Raw genomic sequence first — 18,715 nt, forward strand, 5'->3', positions numbered from 1 at the left:
ATCTTAACGGTCTCCGAACCTACTGGGCGCCTGCGTGCGATTCTATCCAGTTTCGGAGCAATTTCGATGCGAGCGATCGTAGTTGGTGCATATCCAACGTGAAATGCCCTCCCAATTCGGCATGTCGCCCGCCGTGAAGCGCGGGAAGATTGTTCGCCGAGGACGTCAGCCGCTTCTGATCCCCAGCGGACAACCCTATCGAGCCTCTAATGCCGTCCTTGCCGCCGAACTCCTTCTCTGCATACTCGTAGATCATGTAGACATCGGCCCCGTTGCGGTTGGGGCGACCGTTTAGCCAAAGGCTATTCGCTAGTCTGAGGGATTTCTTCATCCCCAATCTTGCTGCCTCGGAGAATGCTTCTATCTCGCCTCCGAAAGTGGTACGTGCGATGATGGATGGTGGCATTACCCAAGCATTCCCGTGTTGATCGTAGACGCCACCAGTTCCTAGCCCGCTCCTGAGTTCCTCGGCGAGTTCTCCAGCGTCGGCTGCCCAAGCGCGAAGTATTCCGAGGGTGGTCTGAAACCTGGATGCGGCCTCATCCCTCAGATCTTCGCTTGGGGTATTCCCTTGAACCCAGATTCGCAGCTTTCCGGTGGCCTTGTCCCTGAGGATGATTTCGGGGAAGACAACCGCCGCGATTTCGACGAGTAGCCCTTCGTCGCTTCCTTGCACGAGTTCGGGAGCCGGATAGGAGATCACGATCTTCCTCGCTTTCGGTCAATTAGCGTTCCCTGTAGGTAAGCTGAGACAATCGTCTCAGATGCCGGTCGGACCTGATCTGCGATCCGAGCGAGCGTGCGTCTCTCGCGTGTGAACGCGCTGCTTCTCTTTCGTCCGCGGCTGCGTAAGCGTATGCCAGGTCGACCAGCATTCCGACCCTGGCCCGAATAAACTCGGCTGGCAAGCGATCTAGAGCAATGGTTAGCTGTGCGATAGCATCAGGATTTCCCAATCGCGCAAGCGCGTTTCCGCGCCATCGGTCGAGGTGGCTATCGCCCAGGAAGATAAATGGAAGAGCGAGGTCGACGGGGTCAGATGGAAGTAGACCGCTTGCGTCATCGAATGCGATCAGGGCTTGATCTAGATTTCCCGCTGCTGCGTGTCCTTCCCCATGTGCGGCAGCGAGCCAGGATCGGAGAATCGGCGTTGCCTCATCGTCGGCAAGGTCGCGTGCTTCCTCAAGTTGTTCCAACGCCATGCCGATCTCGCCCAAGTCAATGAGAACGAATGCCTGCTCTGCTGTCGCGTGGGCAAGCAATGAGGCTGAGCCCGCCTCACGTGCGGCTGCCTTCGCCCGCTCGTAGTGACCCCACGCCTGATTGATCGCATTACGGTCGAGCGATTCCCAACCGGCCAATGTGGATGCTTCTGTAAGGACGGCCGCCAAGTCTTCACGTAGTCGGCGCCGCGTTCCATGCTGAAGAAGGTACTCGACCTGAGAGATCTGACCGCGGAGCTGATCTAGTAGTGAAATCCCGCCAAAACGGCGGTCAACGTGGCGGGCGTGGTCAACCTGACGGCGGAAGATCTCGACCGTGGTGGCGTCAACTGTGCGAGCCGCTGCGAGGCGTGCGCGGAGTTCGGCAGCTTCGTCGTCCTGGTTTTCAGCAGGGAATCCAAGCTCATCGTTCGTGCGGCCGTAGATGTCGCGGAAAAGGCGTTGATAACCCGCGCCGCTTACCGGCTCGTGACCGTTCTCCCAGCGGGACAGCTTCGTCTTGAGACTTGCGCGCGTTGCTACTTGCTCGCCGATTCGCTCGGCCCTCGCGATCAGCATTGTGATCACGGCTTCTGCGGAGTAGCCGAGTTGCCTACGCACGTCTTGCAGCGGCGTGTTTCCCATCAGCTCCCGCCGTCCAGATAACTGCTCTGACCTGCGCAGTTAGCTCCGGTTAATGCCGATGCGGTTAACCTCTGCCACCTGTTTTCGGGCGCTGAGATGCCGTTTCTTATAGGTATGAACAGCAACCGGAACGACGCGGCGGCTACCAAGTCGCTGACCCGAGTGTCGCCGCCCATGGTGCGGCTACCTCTGGTCTCGCCGCTGTGTGGCGCTCGCCAGGTCGTCAAGCCGGTCGCTGATGTCGTCCAGGCGGTCCTGTATCGCCTCCAGGCGCGACAGGATGGTGTCGGTGGGGTCGCCGGTCTGGCCCGGTGCGAGTGGCTTGCGGCTGTAGAGCAGTGCGGCCAGGTGGCCGGGGTGCCATTCAAGGGCGAGGGACAGCGCCTCCAGCGTGCGCGTACTGCGTCGCCGTTCGACGGTGTGGTTCTCGATCTCGCGGATGATTGCCTGCGAAACCTGCGAACGCTCCGCAAGCTCCCGTTGGCGCAAGCCAAGTTCGCGACTACGCGACTTAATGGCCTTGCCGACCGCAGACCAATCCTCTTCCACGTATTCCTCCGCGCTCCGCCTCAGCGCCGAGATTAGCGTGCACGCCTGATTCGGGTGCCGGGGTTGCCCCGCGGCCACTCGATTGGAACAGCCGCGCTTTCCGAGTCGCTGACATCAGCGGGAAAGTGCGATGAAATAATCGTGATTCATTCCCGTTAGGAAATTCTTCCATGGCTACCGCTATGTCTAATGCCGGTCCGCCGGCGTTCTACACGGTGCGCGAAGCGGCCCGGATTCTTCGCGTAGATCCGTCCACTCTCTACCGGGCGATCAGGGAAGGCGGGTTCCCCGCTGTTCGAGTTCGGAACCGTCGATACGTGGTTCCGGCCGCCGTGCTGGACCAGTTGGTGTCTGCTGCTGCCGAGTCCGGGTGCTTGGTTGATCCGGGCCGTATGGCGGCTGAGCGTCGGATGGCCCGTGAGGTTGAGCGTCAGTCCGGGGGTGCGTGGTGAACGACTACGTGAACCCGGAGGAGTACTGGGAGATGTTGGCGGCCGAGCTGGACCGCTACGGGGCGGTGCCTGATGAGGTGCTGTCGGAGATCGTGACTCGGGATGGCGCGTGCATGGCGCTGTTCGCCGAGGACACCGCGCCCGACTTCACGGGTGACGCGGTGTCGGATCGGGAGTTGGCCGCGGGAATCTGTGCGGGCTGTCCGGTGCGTCGGGAGTGTTTGGAACTGGAGTTGCGGACGGCCGGTGAGTTCACGCTCGGGGTGTGGGGCGCGCTGAATGAGGAGGACCGGCGCGCGGTCTACCCGGTGTGGTTGGCCCGTCGTGCCCGTGCCGAGCAGGACGGGGGTGATCGGTGATGGAGCCGATCACGATTCCCCCGACGTTGCTGGTCGCGGGTGTGGGTGTCCTGGTGATCGGGATGCTGTTGTGGCGGTCGGGTGCCCGCAAGGCGCGGGTGGCGGCGGACGCGGCGCGGGCCGGGGCGCGTGCGGTGTCGTTGGCTGGTCGGGTGTTGGTCCTGGCGGGGCTGATCGTTGGGGTTGAGTGGGTGGTGATCACCTACGCGCTCCACAACGTGACGCTTGTCGGTGCCGTCCTCGGGCTGCCCGCGCTGTTCGCGGCGTACACGGTCGTCAAGGCGGTCACGATCGTTGGCGACAGCGGCGGGTACGGGCGACGCGGGGGTGGGAAACGATGAGCACCCCAGTCACGGGGCCGTCGTGGGAAGGGGCGACCGCCACCGTGCGGTCGCCCCGCCCCGCTGGCGGCTCCCAGTTGGACAGGTTGGCGGCAGAGGCACGGCAGGCCGCCAAGGTGCGGGCGTATCAGACACACCCGGATGTGGTCGCGCTGCGCGTGGAGCAGATCCGCGCACAGGTGGACCGGTTGTGCTGGGCGGGAATCGTGCTCGGGTTGGCGTTCACGATGACCAACGTTCAGCGGTTCGCGGCCGGTTCTGCTGTGGCCTGGTCGCTGCCCTGGTTGACCGCGTGGCTGCTCGATCCGATGGTGTCGCTCGTGCTGCTCGCGATCCTGCGCGCTGAACAAGTGACGGCCCGATACCGAGTTGCGACGGGCGCGTGGGTGCGGCGGGCGAAGTGGTTCACGCTCGCGGCCACCTATGTGATGAACACGTGGGAGTCGTGGGTGGCCGGGTCGGTGTCCGGGGTCGTGCTGCACTCGGTGCCGCCGCTGGTGGTGTTCACGGCCGCTGAGGCTGTGACGGACCTGCGGGACAAGCTCACAGCCGCCGTGGCGGCAGCGTTCGCGGAAGCCGAGGACCAGGCGCCGACCACGGCGGGCGTGAACGCCGAACCCGTTCACGACACGTCGCCGAGCAAGCCTGTCGATCGCGTGGTGAAGCGCGGTCGGCGGGGTGCTCCGGTGAACGGTCGGAAGCTGTTCGCGGACTACCTGGCGGATGCGCGCGCGGCGTGGTCGCCCGATGTCGAGGTCACCCCGGCGTGGGTTCGCCAGGTGACCACGTGTTCGCGTGGGCTGTCGTCCCGGTTGGCTGCCGCTCTCGCGGCCGAGCTGGTCGAGGGGGTGCGGCCGTGAACGCGGATTGGGAGTTGGTGAACGCGACGGCCCGTGACGTGGTGGACGTCGGCCCGGTGTTGGAAGGGGAGTTGGTCGACGAGTCGGAGCGTCCATGGTTGGTGTCGTGGCGGGACCGGTTCGCGCGATGGTGGCGGTACTCGCCGCGCGTGCCGATGGCGCTGAAGGGCTGGACCAATCTGCGGCAGGCCGCGCGGCACGCGGTCGGTTGGTTGGTGGTTCTGCCGTGGCGGTATGCCCGCGCGGTGTTCCGGGGCTTGGTGGTCGCGGTGCGGTGGTGGCGGGCGTGGGTGAAGGTCGGGGACTACCGGGACGCGGCGGTGGCGTCGGAGAAGTTGGCGGACAAGTTCACCGAGATCCGGGAACTCACACTGTTCCGGTGGAAGGTCACCGGCGCTGTCCTGGTCGCTGTCGCGTGCGGGCTGCTGATCACCTACCTGGTCTATGGCGACCAGGTGTGGTGGTACGGCGGGCTGGTGGTGTCGGTGGCGCTCGCGGTTCTCGGCAGGCGCAAAGACGGCTCGCCCGGTCGTAAGCCGGTGCTGGCCGGTCCTCGGAGTCTGACGTGGACGATGGACCCGCAAGTCCTTGTCGACGCGTTCCGCGACGCGAAACTGATCGGCAAGGACGAAACGTTACGCCTGGTGGAACGGGCGTCCCGGCAGGGCGACGGGTGGGCCGTCACGGTCGATCTCCCGGCGACCCGTAAGGCGGCCGACGTGGTCAAGAACCGCGACGCGTTGGCCTCCGCGTTGGCGGTCGATGAGGTCCAGCTCATTACCGAGCGGGTACGCGGCAACGGTGGCCACGCGGGCCGGGTCGCGCTGTGGGTCGCCGATGCCGACCCGTACGCGTCCGCACCACAGAGGACTCCGCTGTTGGGGGTGTCGCGGTGGGACGCGTGGCGGCCGGTGCCGTTCGGCCGCGACGCGCGCAACCGCCGCATCGATCTGCCGCTGGTGTGGACGTCGCTATTGGTGGGTGCGATTCCTAGACAGGGCAAGACGTTCGCGGCGCGGTTGGCCGCCGCGGGCTTGATCTTGGACCCGCACACCCGGTTGTACGTCGCCGATTTCAAGGCCGGGAAGGACTGGGACGCGGCCGGTCTGGTCGCGCACCGGTTCATGTCCGGCGACGAACCCGCACACGTCCTCGCCCTGATCGACTGGCTGGTCGAACTGGTCGGCGAGGTCCAGGGCCGGTACCGGCGGATGCGCGACCTGGACGACACCGTGTGCCCGGAATCGAAGATCACCCCTGCCATGGCGCGTGACGTGAGCCTGGACATGCCGATCACGCCGATCGTCATCGATGAGGTTCAGGTGCCGTTGGAGGAACGCACACCCGTTGCGGTGCAAGGGAAACGCCTCCCTGCGGGCGAGTACGTCGGGGAGCTGTTGACCTGGTTGGCGAAGAAAGGACCGGCTGCCGGGATCGTCCTGGTCCTGGCGACACAGCGCCCGGACTCCAAGACCATCCCCTCAGGGCTCCGCGCGGTCCTCGGCTCGCGGTTCGCCCTGCGCGTCATGGACTGGCGGGACAGCAACATCGTCCTAGGCGAGCAGATGAACACACGCGGCTACGACTCAAGCCGCCTGCTCCCGTCGCACAAGGGTGTCGGCATCCTCCGCCCCGATGGGGAGACCGACGCGGGGGCGGACGTGCTGGCCATGACAGTGCGGACGTACTACATGCCGAACGAAGATTGGCGGGTCATCTGTCGGCAGGGGCGCGCGCTACGCGAACAGGAAGGGACCTTGACCGGGCACGCGGCCGGACAGGACACGCCACCCGTGATCGAACGCGCGGATCTGGCGATGGCCGCTATCGGCGCACCCCGGCTCCTCCACGACGACGAAACGGAGGATGAGGGAGCGGAGTTGCCCGAACCGCTCGGATCGGTGATCGGCTACCTGGATGATCACGACGACGGCCGTACGTTCGTCACCAGCGCGGACCTGATCGACGCGTTGGGCGCGGACGCCACATGGTTCGGCAGGCAGATGAGCGAGTTGGGGTGCCGGTCCACGCGGGAACGCGTCGACACCGACGACGGGGTTCGCCAAGCGCGGGGCTACCACGTGGCGGACCTGCGGGCCGCCGCTGACCGCGTCGCCGAGGACGACGGCGGCGGAGTGGACGGGTTGTGAACCCAGGTCCGTACTGTCACACACCCGTCTTACTGTCACAGCCCGCCGAGACAGTAAGAAATCGGTGTCCACCAGGGCAAACAGGTGCCAGTGACAGTAAGACGGTAAGACAGCGCACCCGTCACAACACGACGAAACCGCCCCGGTCGGGCCACCTGGAATGTGGTCCGGCCGGGGCGGTGTTCTGTCTCAGCGCAGCTTGTAGCCGAGGACCTGCGACCCGATGATCAGCAGGTTGTTGACCGCCTGTCGGCGGGTCTTCCACGGGCCGTCGCGCAACGCCGATCCGCTCCCGGCGATCTGGGCCTCCCACAGCCTGCCGAACCCGCGTTGACGAACGAACCCCACCAACACCGAGTCCTCCGCCGCGCCCGCCGTGATCACCCACGTGCCGTCGATGGCGAACCTCGGACTCTTGGACACCAGCACCGTCTCAGGGGCGACCACGTCCCTTCGGCGCGCATACCGGGGAAGCGGCGCCTCATCCGTGACGGATTCCGTGACAACAGGGGTCGGGTCGACCGCGACCGGCGACCGGGGGGCCACCGGCCGCGCGGGCGCTACCGGACCTCGTGCACCCGGCGCCAGCGGACAGTCGATCCGCGCGGCGTCCGCTGCCGGGCCGGCATCGGGGGACGGGTCGGGATTGGGCACGGCAGGGGCGGTGGGGGTGATCGCCGCCACGGCCGCGACCAGTTCGCCGAGCGCGGGACCGGGGTCGTGACCGGCCAACACTGCGCGACGGGCGGCGGTACTGGCCTCATCGACACGACGCAACGCGTCCAACACGGCGACGGCGGCCGGACCGGTTGCCATCCGGGCACGTCGCGCGCGCTGCCTGCACGCGGCACCGTGGTACAGGGCGGGCCGGCCGCGCGTGCGCGGCGGCGGCAACGGCTCCCCGCACCCTGGACACTCGACCGACATCACACCCCCACCCGTTTTCGTGACTCTTTTCGTGACGCTACCCGACTCTGCGGATGTCACGTATCGCGTCACGAAATATGGTCGGTCATGCTTTCCTTGCCACGTCCTACGTGGACAAGACAGCGGCTAGATGCTCTTGGACTGGGTTGAACAGGCCGTGCGGAACGTATTCGGAAAGATCCGCGAGCGATGCCCAAACAATTGCGTCAAGTTCGTCATCGTCCACCACGGTGGCATCTCCACTGATGACGTCGCACGCCACATAGATCATCGTGCGGCCGGTATTGGGGTGGACGCGTTCGCCGAGCACCTTGATCGCACGTACCTCCAAGCCCGTCTCTTCCCGTGTTTCCCGCGTAGCCGCGTCCTCCGGTGACTCCCCAGCTTCAATGCCGCCGGCGGGAAACTGCCAGGACAGACTTCCCTCTTGGACACGACGCCGCACCATCAGGACCTTGTTCCCTTGCGTGATGACGGCCGCCGCAATGGCGGGTTCGATCTCGGCTGCGCGGTCACTCACGCTGTGCCTCCCAAAAGAAGTCGTGGTCCCGATCAAGTGTCCTGGGTCGCTCACTCCCAGCGCTCAACAACCAGTTGTTCACGTGCGTTCAGAAAGTCTCGATACTTCGCGGGCCGCCCGTCGTTCCGCTGCGATGCGGCTCGGGTCGACCAGACCGCCCGTATCGGCGACTTCTGCCAGGAGCCGGTCCAGAACCGCCGCTGGCACGATGTAACGAGATCGCACACGCACTGCGGGGAAGTCGCCTTCTCGGATGACTCGATAGAGAGTGGAGGCGCCGACGCGAAGGATCGCGGCCGCTTCCTTGACTGTGAAAAACGTAGGTCGGGTGGTGTGATTGATCTCAGGCATGACGAGGTAGTCCGCTTCCAGTGACTCCGATAGCTGACGTCTGAGCCCTGTCTGTCAGGCCACGACAGACGTCGTGGCCTGACAGACAGGTGCGAGCCTGCCGGGGGGAATGGATACGAGACACGGCAGGCCATGAGGGAGCACGCGGCACACGTGGGCGGAACGGCCGTCATGCTCCGAAGTTGTCGTTCAGGGTTCTTGTCGGTGAGTCCGCGCCAGTGCCCGTGCGACCACCTCGGGCGGGACCGGATGGAACGTGGCCAGGTAGCCGCCCAGTGCGTCAAGTCGGGCGGTGAGGTACTGCCGCTGCCGATGAGCCCGCGTCCCCGGTATCCGACTCCACCAACTCCACACCAGCGCGATCACCGCACCTCACCCCCGGACTCGGCCGCGTGCGCCCAGCGATCGGCCATGGCCACCAACTCCCGTTCGGTCAAGGCGTGCGACACCGTCACCACGAACCCGAACCACGCCACCAACACGGCCGCCCCGAGCATGCTCGGAAACGCCAGTATCCACGCGGCGGGCACGACCACCCACAGCCACGACGGAACCCGTTCACCCAACAGCCACGCCGCGCGGTCCAAACGTTTCGCCACCCGTGCGAACGTGGTCCCGTTCCTCAGCACGGGTTGCCGCACTTCACGCACACGCTGTAGTTCTTGCCCTGCACCGGAATCCCCACATGATCGCCGCCCTGCGGGCAACTCCCGGCAACCGGCATCGGCGGGTCAAGCGGCCGTCCCGTCGTCGCTGGCAGGGTCGGGGGCACAGTCGTGGGTGCACTGCTCACGGGTAACCGCCTCAACAAACAGGTCGTGATGGACATTCGCATCGGTGTAGATGTCGGAGTAGATCGAGTCCCCTTTGGACGCGATCAGAAAGTTCTGTTGCCGTAGCTCGTCTAGGTCGTCTTCGTCGCCGATCGAGACCCACTCGCGGTCCTGGATCGACCACACCTCCGCGTGCAAGATGTGCTTACGCGTCCGCGCGTCCATCCACTCTGCGACCGACCACGGCGACCACAACACCGTGTCCGCCACGCGTCGCAGGCGGTCCAGTCGGTAGCCAGCTCGCATCGGAGCGCCGTTCTCGCGGCGCTCGACGAACGCGTGCCAGTGCACGCCCACTTCTTGCCAGTCCTCGGAGGGTATGAACCCGCTAAGAGGCGTCAAGGACTCCACCCCGCATGGAGACCCTGAGGCGTTGCCCTTCGGGCGTAGGCGCATTCGCCAGACACCGTTCGCACGGCATGCCCGCGAACTGCATCAGCACCTCCGCCGCGCCAGGTTCGACCTCGAAGGCGCACCACGCCGTCAGAACGTCCGGCAACGTGCCGTCCGTCTCCGGGACGGGCACCATGTGGACCACGCGTTGCGTCTCCCTGATGCCTGCGCCTGGACGCAAGCGGACAAGGAGGACCGGGACGATTCCGTTGTTGACTACGGTCATCGCGCGCCCCCACGAAGCCAACGCAACCAACGCGGGATGCGGTTGTGCCGATGCGGACGTCGCGGATTCGGCGTACAGATCCGGGAGGATGCCGACCGCATCTTTGCCCATGCGTGTACGAATCGGACACACGCCGCGCAGTCGGGCCGGGGAGCGTCGTGCGCGGATCTTGGTAGCACCCGCGCGCCGCAGACTGCTTCGTACACGCCTGACTGACAGGTGTTGAACTCTTCATCCCGTACGGCGTGGTCGTGCCCGTCCAAGCAAGTCAGCCAGATCACCGGGGGACGAGTGTGGGTCATCGTCATCATGACCGCCCCCGCCCGCCGCGCCTGACGTCGCGCACCGTCAGCAAGATCGTCACCGCGGCCGTTGTGCCAACGATGATCAGAACCCAGGTTCCGCCCATCCCAACTCCTTTGACGTTCGCCGATGTCGCGCGGCGCGGATCACCGGTTGTGGCCGTGACATGGCACACTGAAATCAGCGTTTCGTCATCGCATCGGCAGAGGTAGGACGCGCGGACGACTTGCGGACGACATGAGCACGACGGCTGGTGCGGGCGGAGGAAAGTGACATGCCGAAACGAGCGACGAACCACAAGCCCGCGCGGACGCTCTTGGAGCAGAAAATCAGAGAGCGGAACGAAACCTTCGAGGAATTCGCCGAGTCGCTAGAGCGTTTCGGGCGCGACAATCACGAGGTCGGCACATTGAGTGTTCGCAACCTGCAACGGCTCGTCGCCGGACGTCGTCCCGATGGTGGTCCACTGGGCGCGGTCAGGCCGGCGACGGCCAGACTGTTGGAGCGGATGTTCGGTACGTCAATTGACGAGCTGCTTCGACCTCCCGTTGTGCGGTCGTCCTATGACGATTCAGCGTTCGAGCTACGTCAAATGCTCGACACCGCCCGACGGGTCGATGACTCAGTGATCGAATTGCTGGGCTTGCAATTGACCTTGATTCGCAAACTTGACCGGCAACTTGGTGCCGTTGTCGCGCACGATGAGGTCACCACCAAGGCGGCTCAGCTGCACAGGTTGCAGGCTTACAGCACATCGCCATCCGTGCGGGGCGGTCTCGCGGCATTGCAATCCGAGCTGTTCACGCTCGCGGGTTGGCAGGCTCTCGATATGGGCAACACGTCCGAGTCTTGGACCCACTACGAGAATGGAAAGCTGGCGGCGGCTGAGTGTCTGGACGACTCGTTCCTCTTGCACACGTCTGCGGAACAGGCATTTGTTCTGCTCGAAATCGGCAAGAGTGCCGACGCTGTCCACCTGTTGGCGCATCTATGCGAGAAGGCCACGAATACTTCCGGTTTGCTGCGCTCGTGGCTGTTTGCCGCATTGGGTGAAGCGCTGGCCGCGAATGGGCGACGCTCCGATAGTTTGTTGGCGTTCGACCGGGCGGCTCATTTGTTGCCGGACTCCGATTTCGACCACGGCCCCTACGTAGTGCTTGATTCGACGCATCTTGCGCGTTGGCGTGGTCACGCACTCGCGCGTCTGGGCGAACCCGAAGCCGTCGAGGTTTTGACGGACGCTCTTGAGCGTCTGGACCCGTCGTTCACCCGCGCGGCCACGGGCCTGCGGGTTGACCTGGCTACGGCGTTCGCGGCGCGCGGCGAGTGGGACGCGGCGCGGTCACACGCGGACGCTGCCCGCGACCTTGCGGCGGGAATCGGGTCCGTCCGACAGCACCGCAGGATGCTCGCGTTGGCGGTTCCGACGAGCGCCACGCCATGAGTTTCAAGATTTTTTTCACAGCCCCACGCGTGGAGCCACGTATGGAGCCAACTAGTGCCTGACATGCCCTGTGGAGCCACTTTGAGCCCCGGTATGCGGCCTATCTTCGCAGGTAAACACCTATGTAGTCGATGAAGCGGACACTCGTAATGAATAGGTCAAGGGTTCGACTCCCTTAGGCGGCTCGCAGGTCAGAGGCCGGTTCGGATCATCCGAACCGGCCTCTTTCGTTGTTTGATCTACCCAATCGGGTGTACTTGGACACGGGTCCCGCCGCCCGTTCGATACATAGGTCGTGAGCGTGTGGCGGGAGACCACGCTGTGGCAGGCCGTGGCGAGCGAGATTCGGGGATACCGTTCGCGCGGACTCGCGCGGGTGCTCACTGAGGACACGATTCGGTTCGCGACTGTGCGTGCTTTGGTTGACGCGGGGGTCGAGCCGACTCGGCTTCGGGTCGAGTGGCCGCATGTGGGGCTCACGGACTCGCTGATCGATCTGGTGGTGGTGGATGTCGACCGACCCGCGGCTCTGATCGGGTTCAAGTACCCGCGGGAGCCGAACGAGAAGAACGCGGCGTGGACGCTGGCGCTTGGTGGGGCGCTTCAAGACTTCTATGTGCTGGCGGCGTATCCCGGTGTCGCTGATCGGCTGTTGGTGCACGTCGAGACCGCCAGGCTGCATCGCCGGATGGAGGACTCCACGCGGCGCTATGGGCTTGAGGTGGAGGTGGAGGAAGTCGCGATCGTTGCTGTAGACGATTCGCTTCGGTTGGTGGTGTACGAGGTCTCGCCGCTGGGATCGGGGCCATCTGTTGTCGAGACCGCGGCTTCTGGGGACGCGGTGGGCACCCGGGACGGGGCTCGGCGGGAGATCTTGGCGGCGGTGCGGGCGGTGTTGATCCGGTCCGGTGGTGAGACGTTCACCCCCGCCGAGATCGTGGCGGAGATGATCAGGCGCGGGACTGGGTACGCGGAGTCGACTATCCGCACGATGGTGACTGCCCACATGTGTGCGAACGCGCCGGATAACGCGGGTACTACCTATGACGACCTTGTGCGGATTGACCGGGGGCGTTATCGGCTGGCTCGGGGGAATGTCCGATAGGCGTAGGTCGCGGCGGGGTATTGGCGGGCCCAGCGGGGTAGGCGCGAGACGGTGGTGCGGATTCGGTCCGCTGTCCTGGCGAAGGCCAAGGCGTCCATGGAGGTCCAAGGTAGGCCGAGTCGGTCGCGGAGGTCTGGGGGCAGGGTGCCCAGTGTGAGGGCTGTCAGGTGGTTGCCCAGTCGTTCGCTTATCGGGTGCCAGAGCGGTAGGTGGGGGATCGGCGGGGGGATCGCGCCCGCGATGGCGGTGAGTACGTCGTGGACGGTGGGATTGTCGGAGAGTCGGGTGGTCATCTCCGCCATGTAGGTGCGGAAGGCGGGGAGGTCCTCCGGCATCGCGCGGGTGGGGATGCCTAAGAGGAGGCCCAGGGCGCGCCACTCCTCGTACATCGTGTGCTGGTCGGCCTGGGGGATCGGGGTGGCGAAGTGGTGCCAGGCGGTGATCGCCGAGTCGAGCAGGGTGGCGTGGACCCAGAAGTAGGCGGCCGGATCCAGGGCGTGGTAGCGGTTTCCGGAGGCGTCGACGCCGGTGATGTCGCGGTGGAGGGCGCGGAGGCGGGTGGCTTCGTCGACGGCTCGGGGGCCGCCGTAGGTCAGGCGCAGGGCGGAGTTGACGGTGCCCCAAAGCCGGGGCCAGGGGTCGGTCTTGAAGGTGGAGTGATCCCGGACAGCGGCGCCGACGGCGGGGTGGGCGACCTGGAGGAGCAGGGCACGGCCACCGCACAGGAAGGTGCGGGCGTCGGCCATGACGCGCCAGGTGACGGAGTGGGGGCCCAGAGGATCCACGGTCTCTTCGTACCACGGTTGGGTAGCGTGCGGAGGTGACCAACGACTTGTTCGCCGACGCCATTACCAGCGAGGAAGAGCTCCGCGCGATCTATGAGCCGCCCGCGCCGCTCGCCCAGCGCAAGGAGATCCAGTCGATCGATGAGATGGCTCGCGCGCTGATCGCGTGTTCGCCGTTGGTGTTCCTGGCCAGTGCCGACGCCGACGGACGCTGTGACGTCACGCCGCGCGGTGGGCCCGCTGGGTTCGTGTCCGTGCTGGAAGACGGCACGATCGTGATTCCCGACGCCACCGGCAACCGGCGGATCGACACCCTGCGCAACGTCGTGCGGACCGGGCGGATCGGGCTGATCTTCGTCATTCCGGGGCGTGGTCAGTCGCTGCGGGTCAACGGTCGGGCGTGTGTATCGGCGAGTAAGGATCTACTTGAGCGGGTAACTCACGTGGGCAAGGCGCCGCGGTCGGCGTTGGTGGTCGAGGCGGACGAGGTGTACGCGCACTGCCCCAAGGCGTTCGTGCGGTCTGGGGTGTGGAAGCCGGAGACCTGGTTGCCCTCCGACGCGCAGCCGCATCCGGCGAAAGTCAGCCACGCGCACATCGGCGACCCGTCGATCAGCGTCGAGCAGATCGAGCAGGACCAGCGCGACAGCCTGCTGTACCGGCTCGCTTAGGCCCGCCGCTTCGACCACGCGGTGGCCAGGACCAGTAGCGCCGCGCCGACGGCGCCGGCCACCGCGCACGCGACGCCGTAGGTGGCGACTGGTTCGCGGGCGGTCAGGGTCGAGACCAGCAGCCACACGCTGCCGCCGGTCAGCGCGCCCAGGACCGTGGCGCTCACCGGGGCCAGCGGGCGACGGTGGCCGCGCCGCAGGGTGCGCATGATCGACTCCAGGTAGGCGATGCCGAAGAGGCCGAGCAACAGGCTGCCCGCGCCCATGACGCTGGCCAGGCGCTGCTCGGTCACCACGGTGAACCGTTGGACGGGGTCGTCGCCCGCTCGGACCGAGCCGGTGACCGCACCGCCGACCAGCCACCGCTGATACGACTCGGGGTCGACGTTGGCCGCGAAGGAGCCGTCGGCCGCCTTGTTGATGTCGGCGAGCTTGATCTGCCTGCCGCCCAAGGGGATGCCCGCCGCGTCGAGCTCGAAGGTGAGGTCGCCGTTGATCGCGGACCCGGTGATCGGGAAGTCCTCGCTCAGAGTGAGCCGCACCTGTCCTGGGGTGGACTGGTCGTCGACCTTCAGGCTCAGTCCCTGGGAGGGGTGGTCGATCGTTTTGGGCGCGAGGAACGGCAGGATCGCCAGGACGATCACGGCGACCGCGCCCGCGAGCCCCGGCCACAGCGGCGACGGGCCCTCGCGGCCCATCAGCTCGCTGGCGGGGCGCAGGCGCCTGCCGCGCAGGTCGGACAGGTCGATCGAGCGGGTCGGCTCGTGCACCGTGCCGCGCACCGGCGGGGTGATCATCGTCGGCGCGTCGGGCTGGCGGTGCAGCTGCTGGGTGATGCTGCCCATCACCCGCGGGCCCAGGTGCACGGGGACCTGCGAGCGTTCCAGCCAGCCGGAGCCGAACACCGCCGTCGCCGCGGCGCTGAGGTCCACGGCGAACGCCTCGGCGTCGCGGTAGCGGTGCAGCGGGTCACGGGCCAGGCTGTGCATGACCACGGTGGCCAGCGGCTCTGGCACCCTGGGCAGCGGCTGCGGGTCGTTGAAGATGCGCTGGCGCATCATGCTGACCGCGCCGCGCGTGCGGTCGTATGGCAGTTCGCCGCAGAGCAGTTCGTAGAGGACCGTGCCCGCCGCGTAGACGTCGGCGGCGGGGGACAGCGCGTTGCCCATGGCCTGCTCGGGCGCGATGTACGCGGGGGTGCCGAGCACCTCGCCCGCGTGCGTGACCATCGTGGCGCCCTCGCTGACCACCTGGGCGATGCCGAAGTCGGCCACCTTGACCACGCCCGCCGACGTGAACAGCAGGTTCTTCGGCTTGACGTCGAGGTGCAGCACCCCGGCCGCGTGCGCTGCGTGCAGGCCGCCCAGCATGGCCAGGGTGATCGCGCACGACTGCTCACCGGTCAGGCCCGCGCCGTGGAAGCGGCTGTAGACCGTGCCGCCGTCGAGCTTCTCCATCACCAGCAGGTTGTCGTGTCCGGTTTGGACATAGTCGTAGACCGGGACGATGTGCGGGTGGTCCAGGCTGGCCAGCACCCGCGCCTCCCGGTCGAACCGGGCGTTGACGTCCGGGTCGCCGATCAGGTCGGCCGGGAGCTGCTTGATCGCCACCTGCCTGCCCAGGGAGCGGTGCACGCCCTCGTACACCACGCCCATCCCACCGGAACCGATCTTGTTGCCGATGGCGTACTGCGGGAGCGCGGAGGCCAGCCCGGCGGGCGCGGTCATTCAGGCCACCTCTTGGTGGTGTCGGGGGTCTTGCCAGGGTCGACGAACATCGTGTTCAGGTCCATCGTGGTGTTGTCGCCCACCTGCTGCTCGGCGGGAGCGGCGTCGGGGACCGGGTGCGGGGTCAGGAAGCCCAGGACCATGGCGATCGCGGCCGCGCCGAGCACGATCGGGATCTCGACCTCGACCTCGGGCGGCACCAGGCGCAGCACCGACAGCGTCACGACCGCGACCAGCCCGGTGCCGATCCCGGCGGGCAGGAAGCGCAGCGCGCGGCGGAACCGGTTGGGGGACAGGCGGTGCCTGGCCAGCGCGACCAGGGCGGTGGCCCAGGTCAGCGCGGTCAGCACGAGCATGGCCAGGCCGAACACGCCGTAGACCGACCAGAACGAGCCCTTGACGTCGGCCACCGTCTCCACGCCGCCCAGGACGTTGCGCTCCTCGTCGAGCAGCGTGACGGACGTGGGCAGCAGGCCGATCGCCTGGCCTTTGAGGTCGCGGACGTCAAGCGGGAACGTCCGGCTGGTGCGCCCGCGCGCGGGCACCTCGAAGGGCAGGGTGGTGTCGTAGGCGAAGAACGTCAGCGCCAGCGCGACGCCGGAGACGCGGACCAGGCGGACCTTCTGGGCCTTGGACCCGGGGTTGGTCGCGGTGATGGTCAACTCGGCGGTCTTGGCCGGATCAAGCTCGACGGTACGGCCGGTGATGTCCCGACCGTCGAGGGTGACCGTGACTCTGAGCGGGTCGTCACCGTCCTGCGCGACAGCAGGTGACGCGCCGAGGAGGAGCGCTGCCGTCACGAGGGCAACCGCGGCGGCGATAAGACGTCCCATGGGACAACCCCTAGTTGAGCTGGGCCCGATTGAGGCGGAATGCTACAGCGAGTCGATGACTGGCAAGAGCGTTCCATCGGACGAGGGAAGTAACCGTGCGCACAGTTAGACGCGTTGTAAGCATCGTCGTTGCGGCGGTCTTCGTGATGCTCGGACTCCTGCCGGTCACTCAGGCATCCGCGCAGACGACGTCCCAGCCCGCGCCGAGCGTCGGGATCAAGCCGAACACCGGCCCGGCGGGCAGTACGTTCACCGCGTTTTGGTCGAACGCGCCCTGCCGTGACGTGCGGATCTTGTGGGCGGGGACGACACAGATCGGTGCGGCGGTCGCCATCTCCGGGTCCGCGACGGCGACGGTGCCGAGCACCGCCAAGCCGGGCAGCTACACCGTGGCGTTCTCGTGCTCGGGCAAGACGACGTTCGGTACGGAGACCTTCCGGATCCCGGCCCCGCCGACCACGACGACCACGCCGCCGCCGGTCGTCACCACGACGACGACCCGGCCGCCGGTCGTCACCACGACCACCACCCGGCCGCCGGTCACCACCACGACGACTCGCCGTCCACCCACGACCACGACTACCCCGCCCGGGGTCACCACGACCACCGACGGCACCCCGCCGTCGACCACGGACACCCCGCCGACCGACACCGCTCCGCCGATCACCGATGTGCCTGAGCCCAAGCGTGACCTCGTGTTCGACCGGGACGCGATCCAGCCCGGCGACTCCGTGGAGGCGACCGGCAAGGGCTGCACCCCCGGCAGCTCCGTCGAGCTGGTCTCCGGCGGGCAGCGGGTCGGCTCGACCACCGCCGACAGCCAGGGCCAGTTCCGCACCAAGATCCAGTTCAGCAAGATCGAGCCGGGTCGGCACCTGGTCGCCGCGGACTGCGGCATCCTGCTGACCGGCACCGTCGACCAGCTGGTCACCAGCTCCACCGGCGGGAGTTCGAGCACGCTCGTCGTCCTCGTCTTCTTCGTGTTGGCCGGCGCCGCGCTGATCCGGTTCACATAGCCCGGAAGGCCGCCTCGGGCAGGGTGAGCCGCTGAGCGATGTCGCCGAACCGGCGGCGGACCTCGGCGGCCACCTCCTCAGCCGAGCCGACGACGGCGAACGCGGCCAGGACATCGGCGCTGATCAAGGCGGGCATCTCGGCCCACTTGCCGCGGCGGGACAGCGCGTGCAGCTCGTCCTGCAGGTCGCCCCAGCCGTGCAGGTCGAGCACGGCCCGGTAGGCCGGGGTCGAGCCGTAGAAGGAGATCTTCTCCTTGACGTCGGCGAGTTCGGCGGGCGTCGTCGCGACGAACGGCGGGACGCTGAGGTCGAAGCCCGCCAGGTCCTTGCCCGCCTTCGCCCGGCCGCGCTCCACCGCGGGCAGGGCCACTTCCCGCAGGTAGCGCTCGGTAATGAAGCTGTGGCAGAGCAGCCCGTCGGCCACCTCCCCGGCCACCTCGGTCATCCGGGGTCCGACGGCGGCGACGTAGATCTTGGGGTTGCCGTGCGGGTTGGGGCCCGGGTCGAAGAACGGCGTCATCAGCGTGTGCTTGTAGAACTCGCCGCGGAAGGCGAGGCGGTCGCCGGTCTCCCAGGCCCGCCAGATCGCCCGGACCGCCAGCACGAACTCCCGCATCCGCGCGGCCGGGCTCGACCACGGCATGCTGAACCGCTTGGTGATGTGCGGCTCGATCTGTGAGCCGAGGCCGAGCCGGAACCGGCCTGCGCTGAGCCGCTGCACGTCGTTGGCCTGCGTCGCCACCGTCATCGGGTTGCGGGCGAACGCCACGGCGATGGCGGTGATCAGCTCGATCCGCTCGGTGCGGTCGGCGGCCACGGCCATGGCCAGGAACGGATCGAGTTTGGTCTCGGCGACCCACGCGCCGTCGAAGCCCGCGCGCTCGGCGTCGGCGATCGCGTCGGCGGCCTCGGACACGGTCTCGGCGTACCCGCCGGAGTCGACCTTCACCAGCCGAAGGTACCCAATGAAACGCCCTCCGCCCCAGGCCGAGCCGGGTGCGGCCGGCTGGGCCTGGGGCGGAG

The 18,715-nt window shown here is 67.0% G+C and carries 21 protein-coding genes; 9 read left to right on the plus strand and 12 right to left on the minus strand.

Going from position 1 to position 18,715, the window contains the following annotated elements:
* Window positions 1-19 precede the first annotated feature (19 nt).
* The 3 genes from BN1701_RS36090 to BN1701_RS28405 all read right to left on the minus strand — a co-directional run bounded on the left by BN1701_RS36090 (window position 20) and on the right by BN1701_RS28405 (window position 2,396).
* Window positions 20-703 (minus strand): hypothetical protein, encoded by a 684-nt coding sequence (locus BN1701_RS36090; protein ID WP_157368267.1) that lies wholly within the window; start codon window positions 701-703, stop codon window positions 20-22.
* A gap of 22 nt (window positions 704-725) precedes the next feature.
* On the minus strand, window positions 726-1,847 hold the full coding sequence (locus BN1701_RS34770) for a hypothetical protein (protein WP_082860109.1): 1,122 nt from the start codon (window positions 1,845-1,847) through the stop codon (window positions 726-728).
* Between the two features lie 183 nt (window positions 1,848-2,030).
* Window positions 2,031-2,396 (minus strand): helix-turn-helix domain-containing protein, encoded by a 366-nt coding sequence (locus BN1701_RS28405; RefSeq protein WP_054053865.1) that lies wholly within the window; start codon window positions 2,394-2,396, stop codon window positions 2,031-2,033.
* Between the two features lie 182 nt (window positions 2,397-2,578).
* On the opposite strand from BN1701_RS28405, the gene BN1701_RS34775 reads away from it, so the two are divergent.
* From BN1701_RS34775 to BN1701_RS28425, 5 genes are all read left to right on the plus strand, one after another.
* On the plus strand, window positions 2,579-2,848 hold the full coding sequence (locus BN1701_RS34775; RefSeq protein ID WP_082860110.1) for a helix-turn-helix domain-containing protein: 270 nt from the start codon (window positions 2,579-2,581) through the stop codon (window positions 2,846-2,848).
* The gene (locus BN1701_RS28410) at window positions 2,845-3,207 is read left to right on the plus strand and encodes a WhiB family transcriptional regulator (protein ID WP_369800637.1); all 363 of its coding nucleotides are present in this window, start codon (window positions 2,845-2,847) and stop codon (window positions 3,205-3,207) included. The genes BN1701_RS34775 and BN1701_RS28410 overlap by 4 nt, the downstream gene beginning before the upstream one ends.
* The gene (locus BN1701_RS28415) at window positions 3,207-3,548 is read left to right on the plus strand and encodes a hypothetical protein (RefSeq protein WP_054053867.1); all 342 of its coding nucleotides are present in this window, start codon (window positions 3,207-3,209) and stop codon (window positions 3,546-3,548) included. Before BN1701_RS28410 ends, BN1701_RS28415 begins: the two co-directional genes overlap by 1 nt.
* A complete protein-coding gene (locus BN1701_RS28420; RefSeq protein WP_231949740.1) occupies window positions 3,545-4,408 on the plus strand; it encodes a hypothetical protein in 864 nt (287 codons plus the stop codon). The genes BN1701_RS28415 and BN1701_RS28420 overlap by 4 nt, the downstream gene beginning before the upstream one ends.
* Window positions 4,409-4,563: 155 nt before the next feature.
* A complete protein-coding gene (locus BN1701_RS28425; RefSeq protein WP_231949938.1) occupies window positions 4,564-6,558 on the plus strand; it encodes a cell division protein FtsK in 1,995 nt (664 codons plus the stop codon).
* A 189-nt stretch (window positions 6,559-6,747) separates the two neighbouring features.
* Here the strand turns inward: BN1701_RS28425 and BN1701_RS28430 are convergent, their stop codons facing one another.
* The 5 genes from BN1701_RS28430 to BN1701_RS28445 form a co-directional block, all read right to left on the minus strand.
* Window positions 6,748-7,374: a hypothetical protein gene (locus BN1701_RS28430; protein ID WP_054053869.1), complete on the minus strand. Its 627-nt coding sequence runs from the start codon at window positions 7,372-7,374 to the stop codon at window positions 6,748-6,750.
* Between the two features lie 217 nt (window positions 7,375-7,591).
* Entirely contained in the window at window positions 7,592-8,005 is a 414-nt protein-coding gene (locus BN1701_RS28435) for an NUDIX hydrolase (protein WP_054056202.1), read from the minus strand.
* Between the two features lie 78 nt (window positions 8,006-8,083).
* Window positions 8,084-8,356, minus strand: a complete 273-nt coding sequence (locus BN1701_RS34780; protein ID WP_082860111.1) for a helix-turn-helix domain-containing protein — start codon at window positions 8,354-8,356, stop codon at window positions 8,084-8,086.
* 362 nt (window positions 8,357-8,718) lie between these two features.
* Complete coding sequence (locus BN1701_RS28440) at window positions 8,719-8,955, minus strand: hypothetical protein (RefSeq protein ID WP_157368268.1); 237 nt, start codon at window positions 8,953-8,955, stop codon at window positions 8,719-8,721.
* 132 nt (window positions 8,956-9,087) lie between these two features.
* The gene (locus BN1701_RS28445) at window positions 9,088-9,486 is read right to left on the minus strand and encodes a hypothetical protein (RefSeq protein ID WP_157368269.1); all 399 of its coding nucleotides are present in this window, start codon (window positions 9,484-9,486) and stop codon (window positions 9,088-9,090) included.
* Between the two features lie 899 nt (window positions 9,487-10,385).
* Here BN1701_RS28445 and BN1701_RS28455 point away from each other — a divergent pair.
* Window positions 10,386-11,555, plus strand: coding sequence for a hypothetical protein (locus BN1701_RS28455; RefSeq protein ID WP_054056203.1), 1,170 nt, complete (start codon window positions 10,386-10,388; stop codon window positions 11,553-11,555).
* 295 nt (window positions 11,556-11,850) lie between these two features.
* Window positions 11,851-12,660 carry a hypothetical protein gene (locus tag BN1701_RS34785; RefSeq protein ID WP_054053878.1) on the plus strand — a complete coding sequence of 270 codons (810 nt, stop codon included), beginning with the start codon at window positions 11,851-11,853 and terminating at the stop codon, window positions 12,658-12,660.
* On the opposite strand, the gene BN1701_RS28465 is transcribed toward BN1701_RS34785, so the two are convergent.
* Window positions 12,630-13,445, minus strand: coding sequence for an oxygenase MpaB family protein (locus BN1701_RS28465; protein ID WP_054053880.1), 816 nt, complete (start codon window positions 13,443-13,445; stop codon window positions 12,630-12,632). The two genes, BN1701_RS34785 and BN1701_RS28465, sit on opposite strands and share 31 nt — an antisense overlap.
* 35 nt (window positions 13,446-13,480) lie before the next feature.
* Here BN1701_RS28465 and BN1701_RS28470 point away from each other — a divergent pair, with 35 nt between their 5' ends.
* Window positions 13,481-14,116: an MSMEG_1061 family FMN-dependent PPOX-type flavoprotein gene (locus BN1701_RS28470; RefSeq protein WP_054053882.1), complete on the plus strand. Its 636-nt coding sequence runs from the start codon at window positions 13,481-13,483 to the stop codon at window positions 14,114-14,116.
* On the opposite strand, the gene BN1701_RS28475 is transcribed toward BN1701_RS28470, so the two are convergent.
* Complete coding sequence (locus BN1701_RS28475; RefSeq protein WP_054053884.1) at window positions 14,113-15,843, minus strand: serine/threonine-protein kinase; 1,731 nt, start codon at window positions 15,841-15,843, stop codon at window positions 14,113-14,115. The two genes, BN1701_RS28470 and BN1701_RS28475, sit on opposite strands and share 4 nt — an antisense overlap.
* Window positions 15,840-16,676: an AzlD domain-containing protein gene (locus BN1701_RS28480; protein ID WP_231949741.1), complete on the minus strand. Its 837-nt coding sequence runs from the start codon at window positions 16,674-16,676 to the stop codon at window positions 15,840-15,842. The genes BN1701_RS28475 and BN1701_RS28480 overlap by 4 nt, the downstream gene beginning before the upstream one ends.
* Window positions 16,677-16,822: 146 nt before the next feature.
* Between BN1701_RS28480 and BN1701_RS37630 the strand changes: the two genes are divergently transcribed.
* Entirely contained in the window at window positions 16,823-17,692 is an 870-nt protein-coding gene (locus BN1701_RS37630; protein ID WP_231949742.1) for a hypothetical protein, read from the plus strand.
* Here BN1701_RS37630 and BN1701_RS28500 read toward each other — a convergent pair.
* On the minus strand, window positions 17,685-18,641 hold the full coding sequence (locus BN1701_RS28500) for a TIGR03617 family F420-dependent LLM class oxidoreductase (RefSeq protein WP_054053891.1): 957 nt from the start codon (window positions 18,639-18,641) through the stop codon (window positions 17,685-17,687). The two genes, BN1701_RS37630 and BN1701_RS28500, sit on opposite strands and share 8 nt — an antisense overlap.
* Between the last annotated feature and the right edge of the window lie 74 nt (window positions 18,642-18,715).

The organism is Alloactinosynnema sp. L-07, from assembly GCF_900070365.1.
Lineage (GTDB): Bacteria > Actinomycetota > Actinomycetes > Mycobacteriales > Pseudonocardiaceae > Actinokineospora.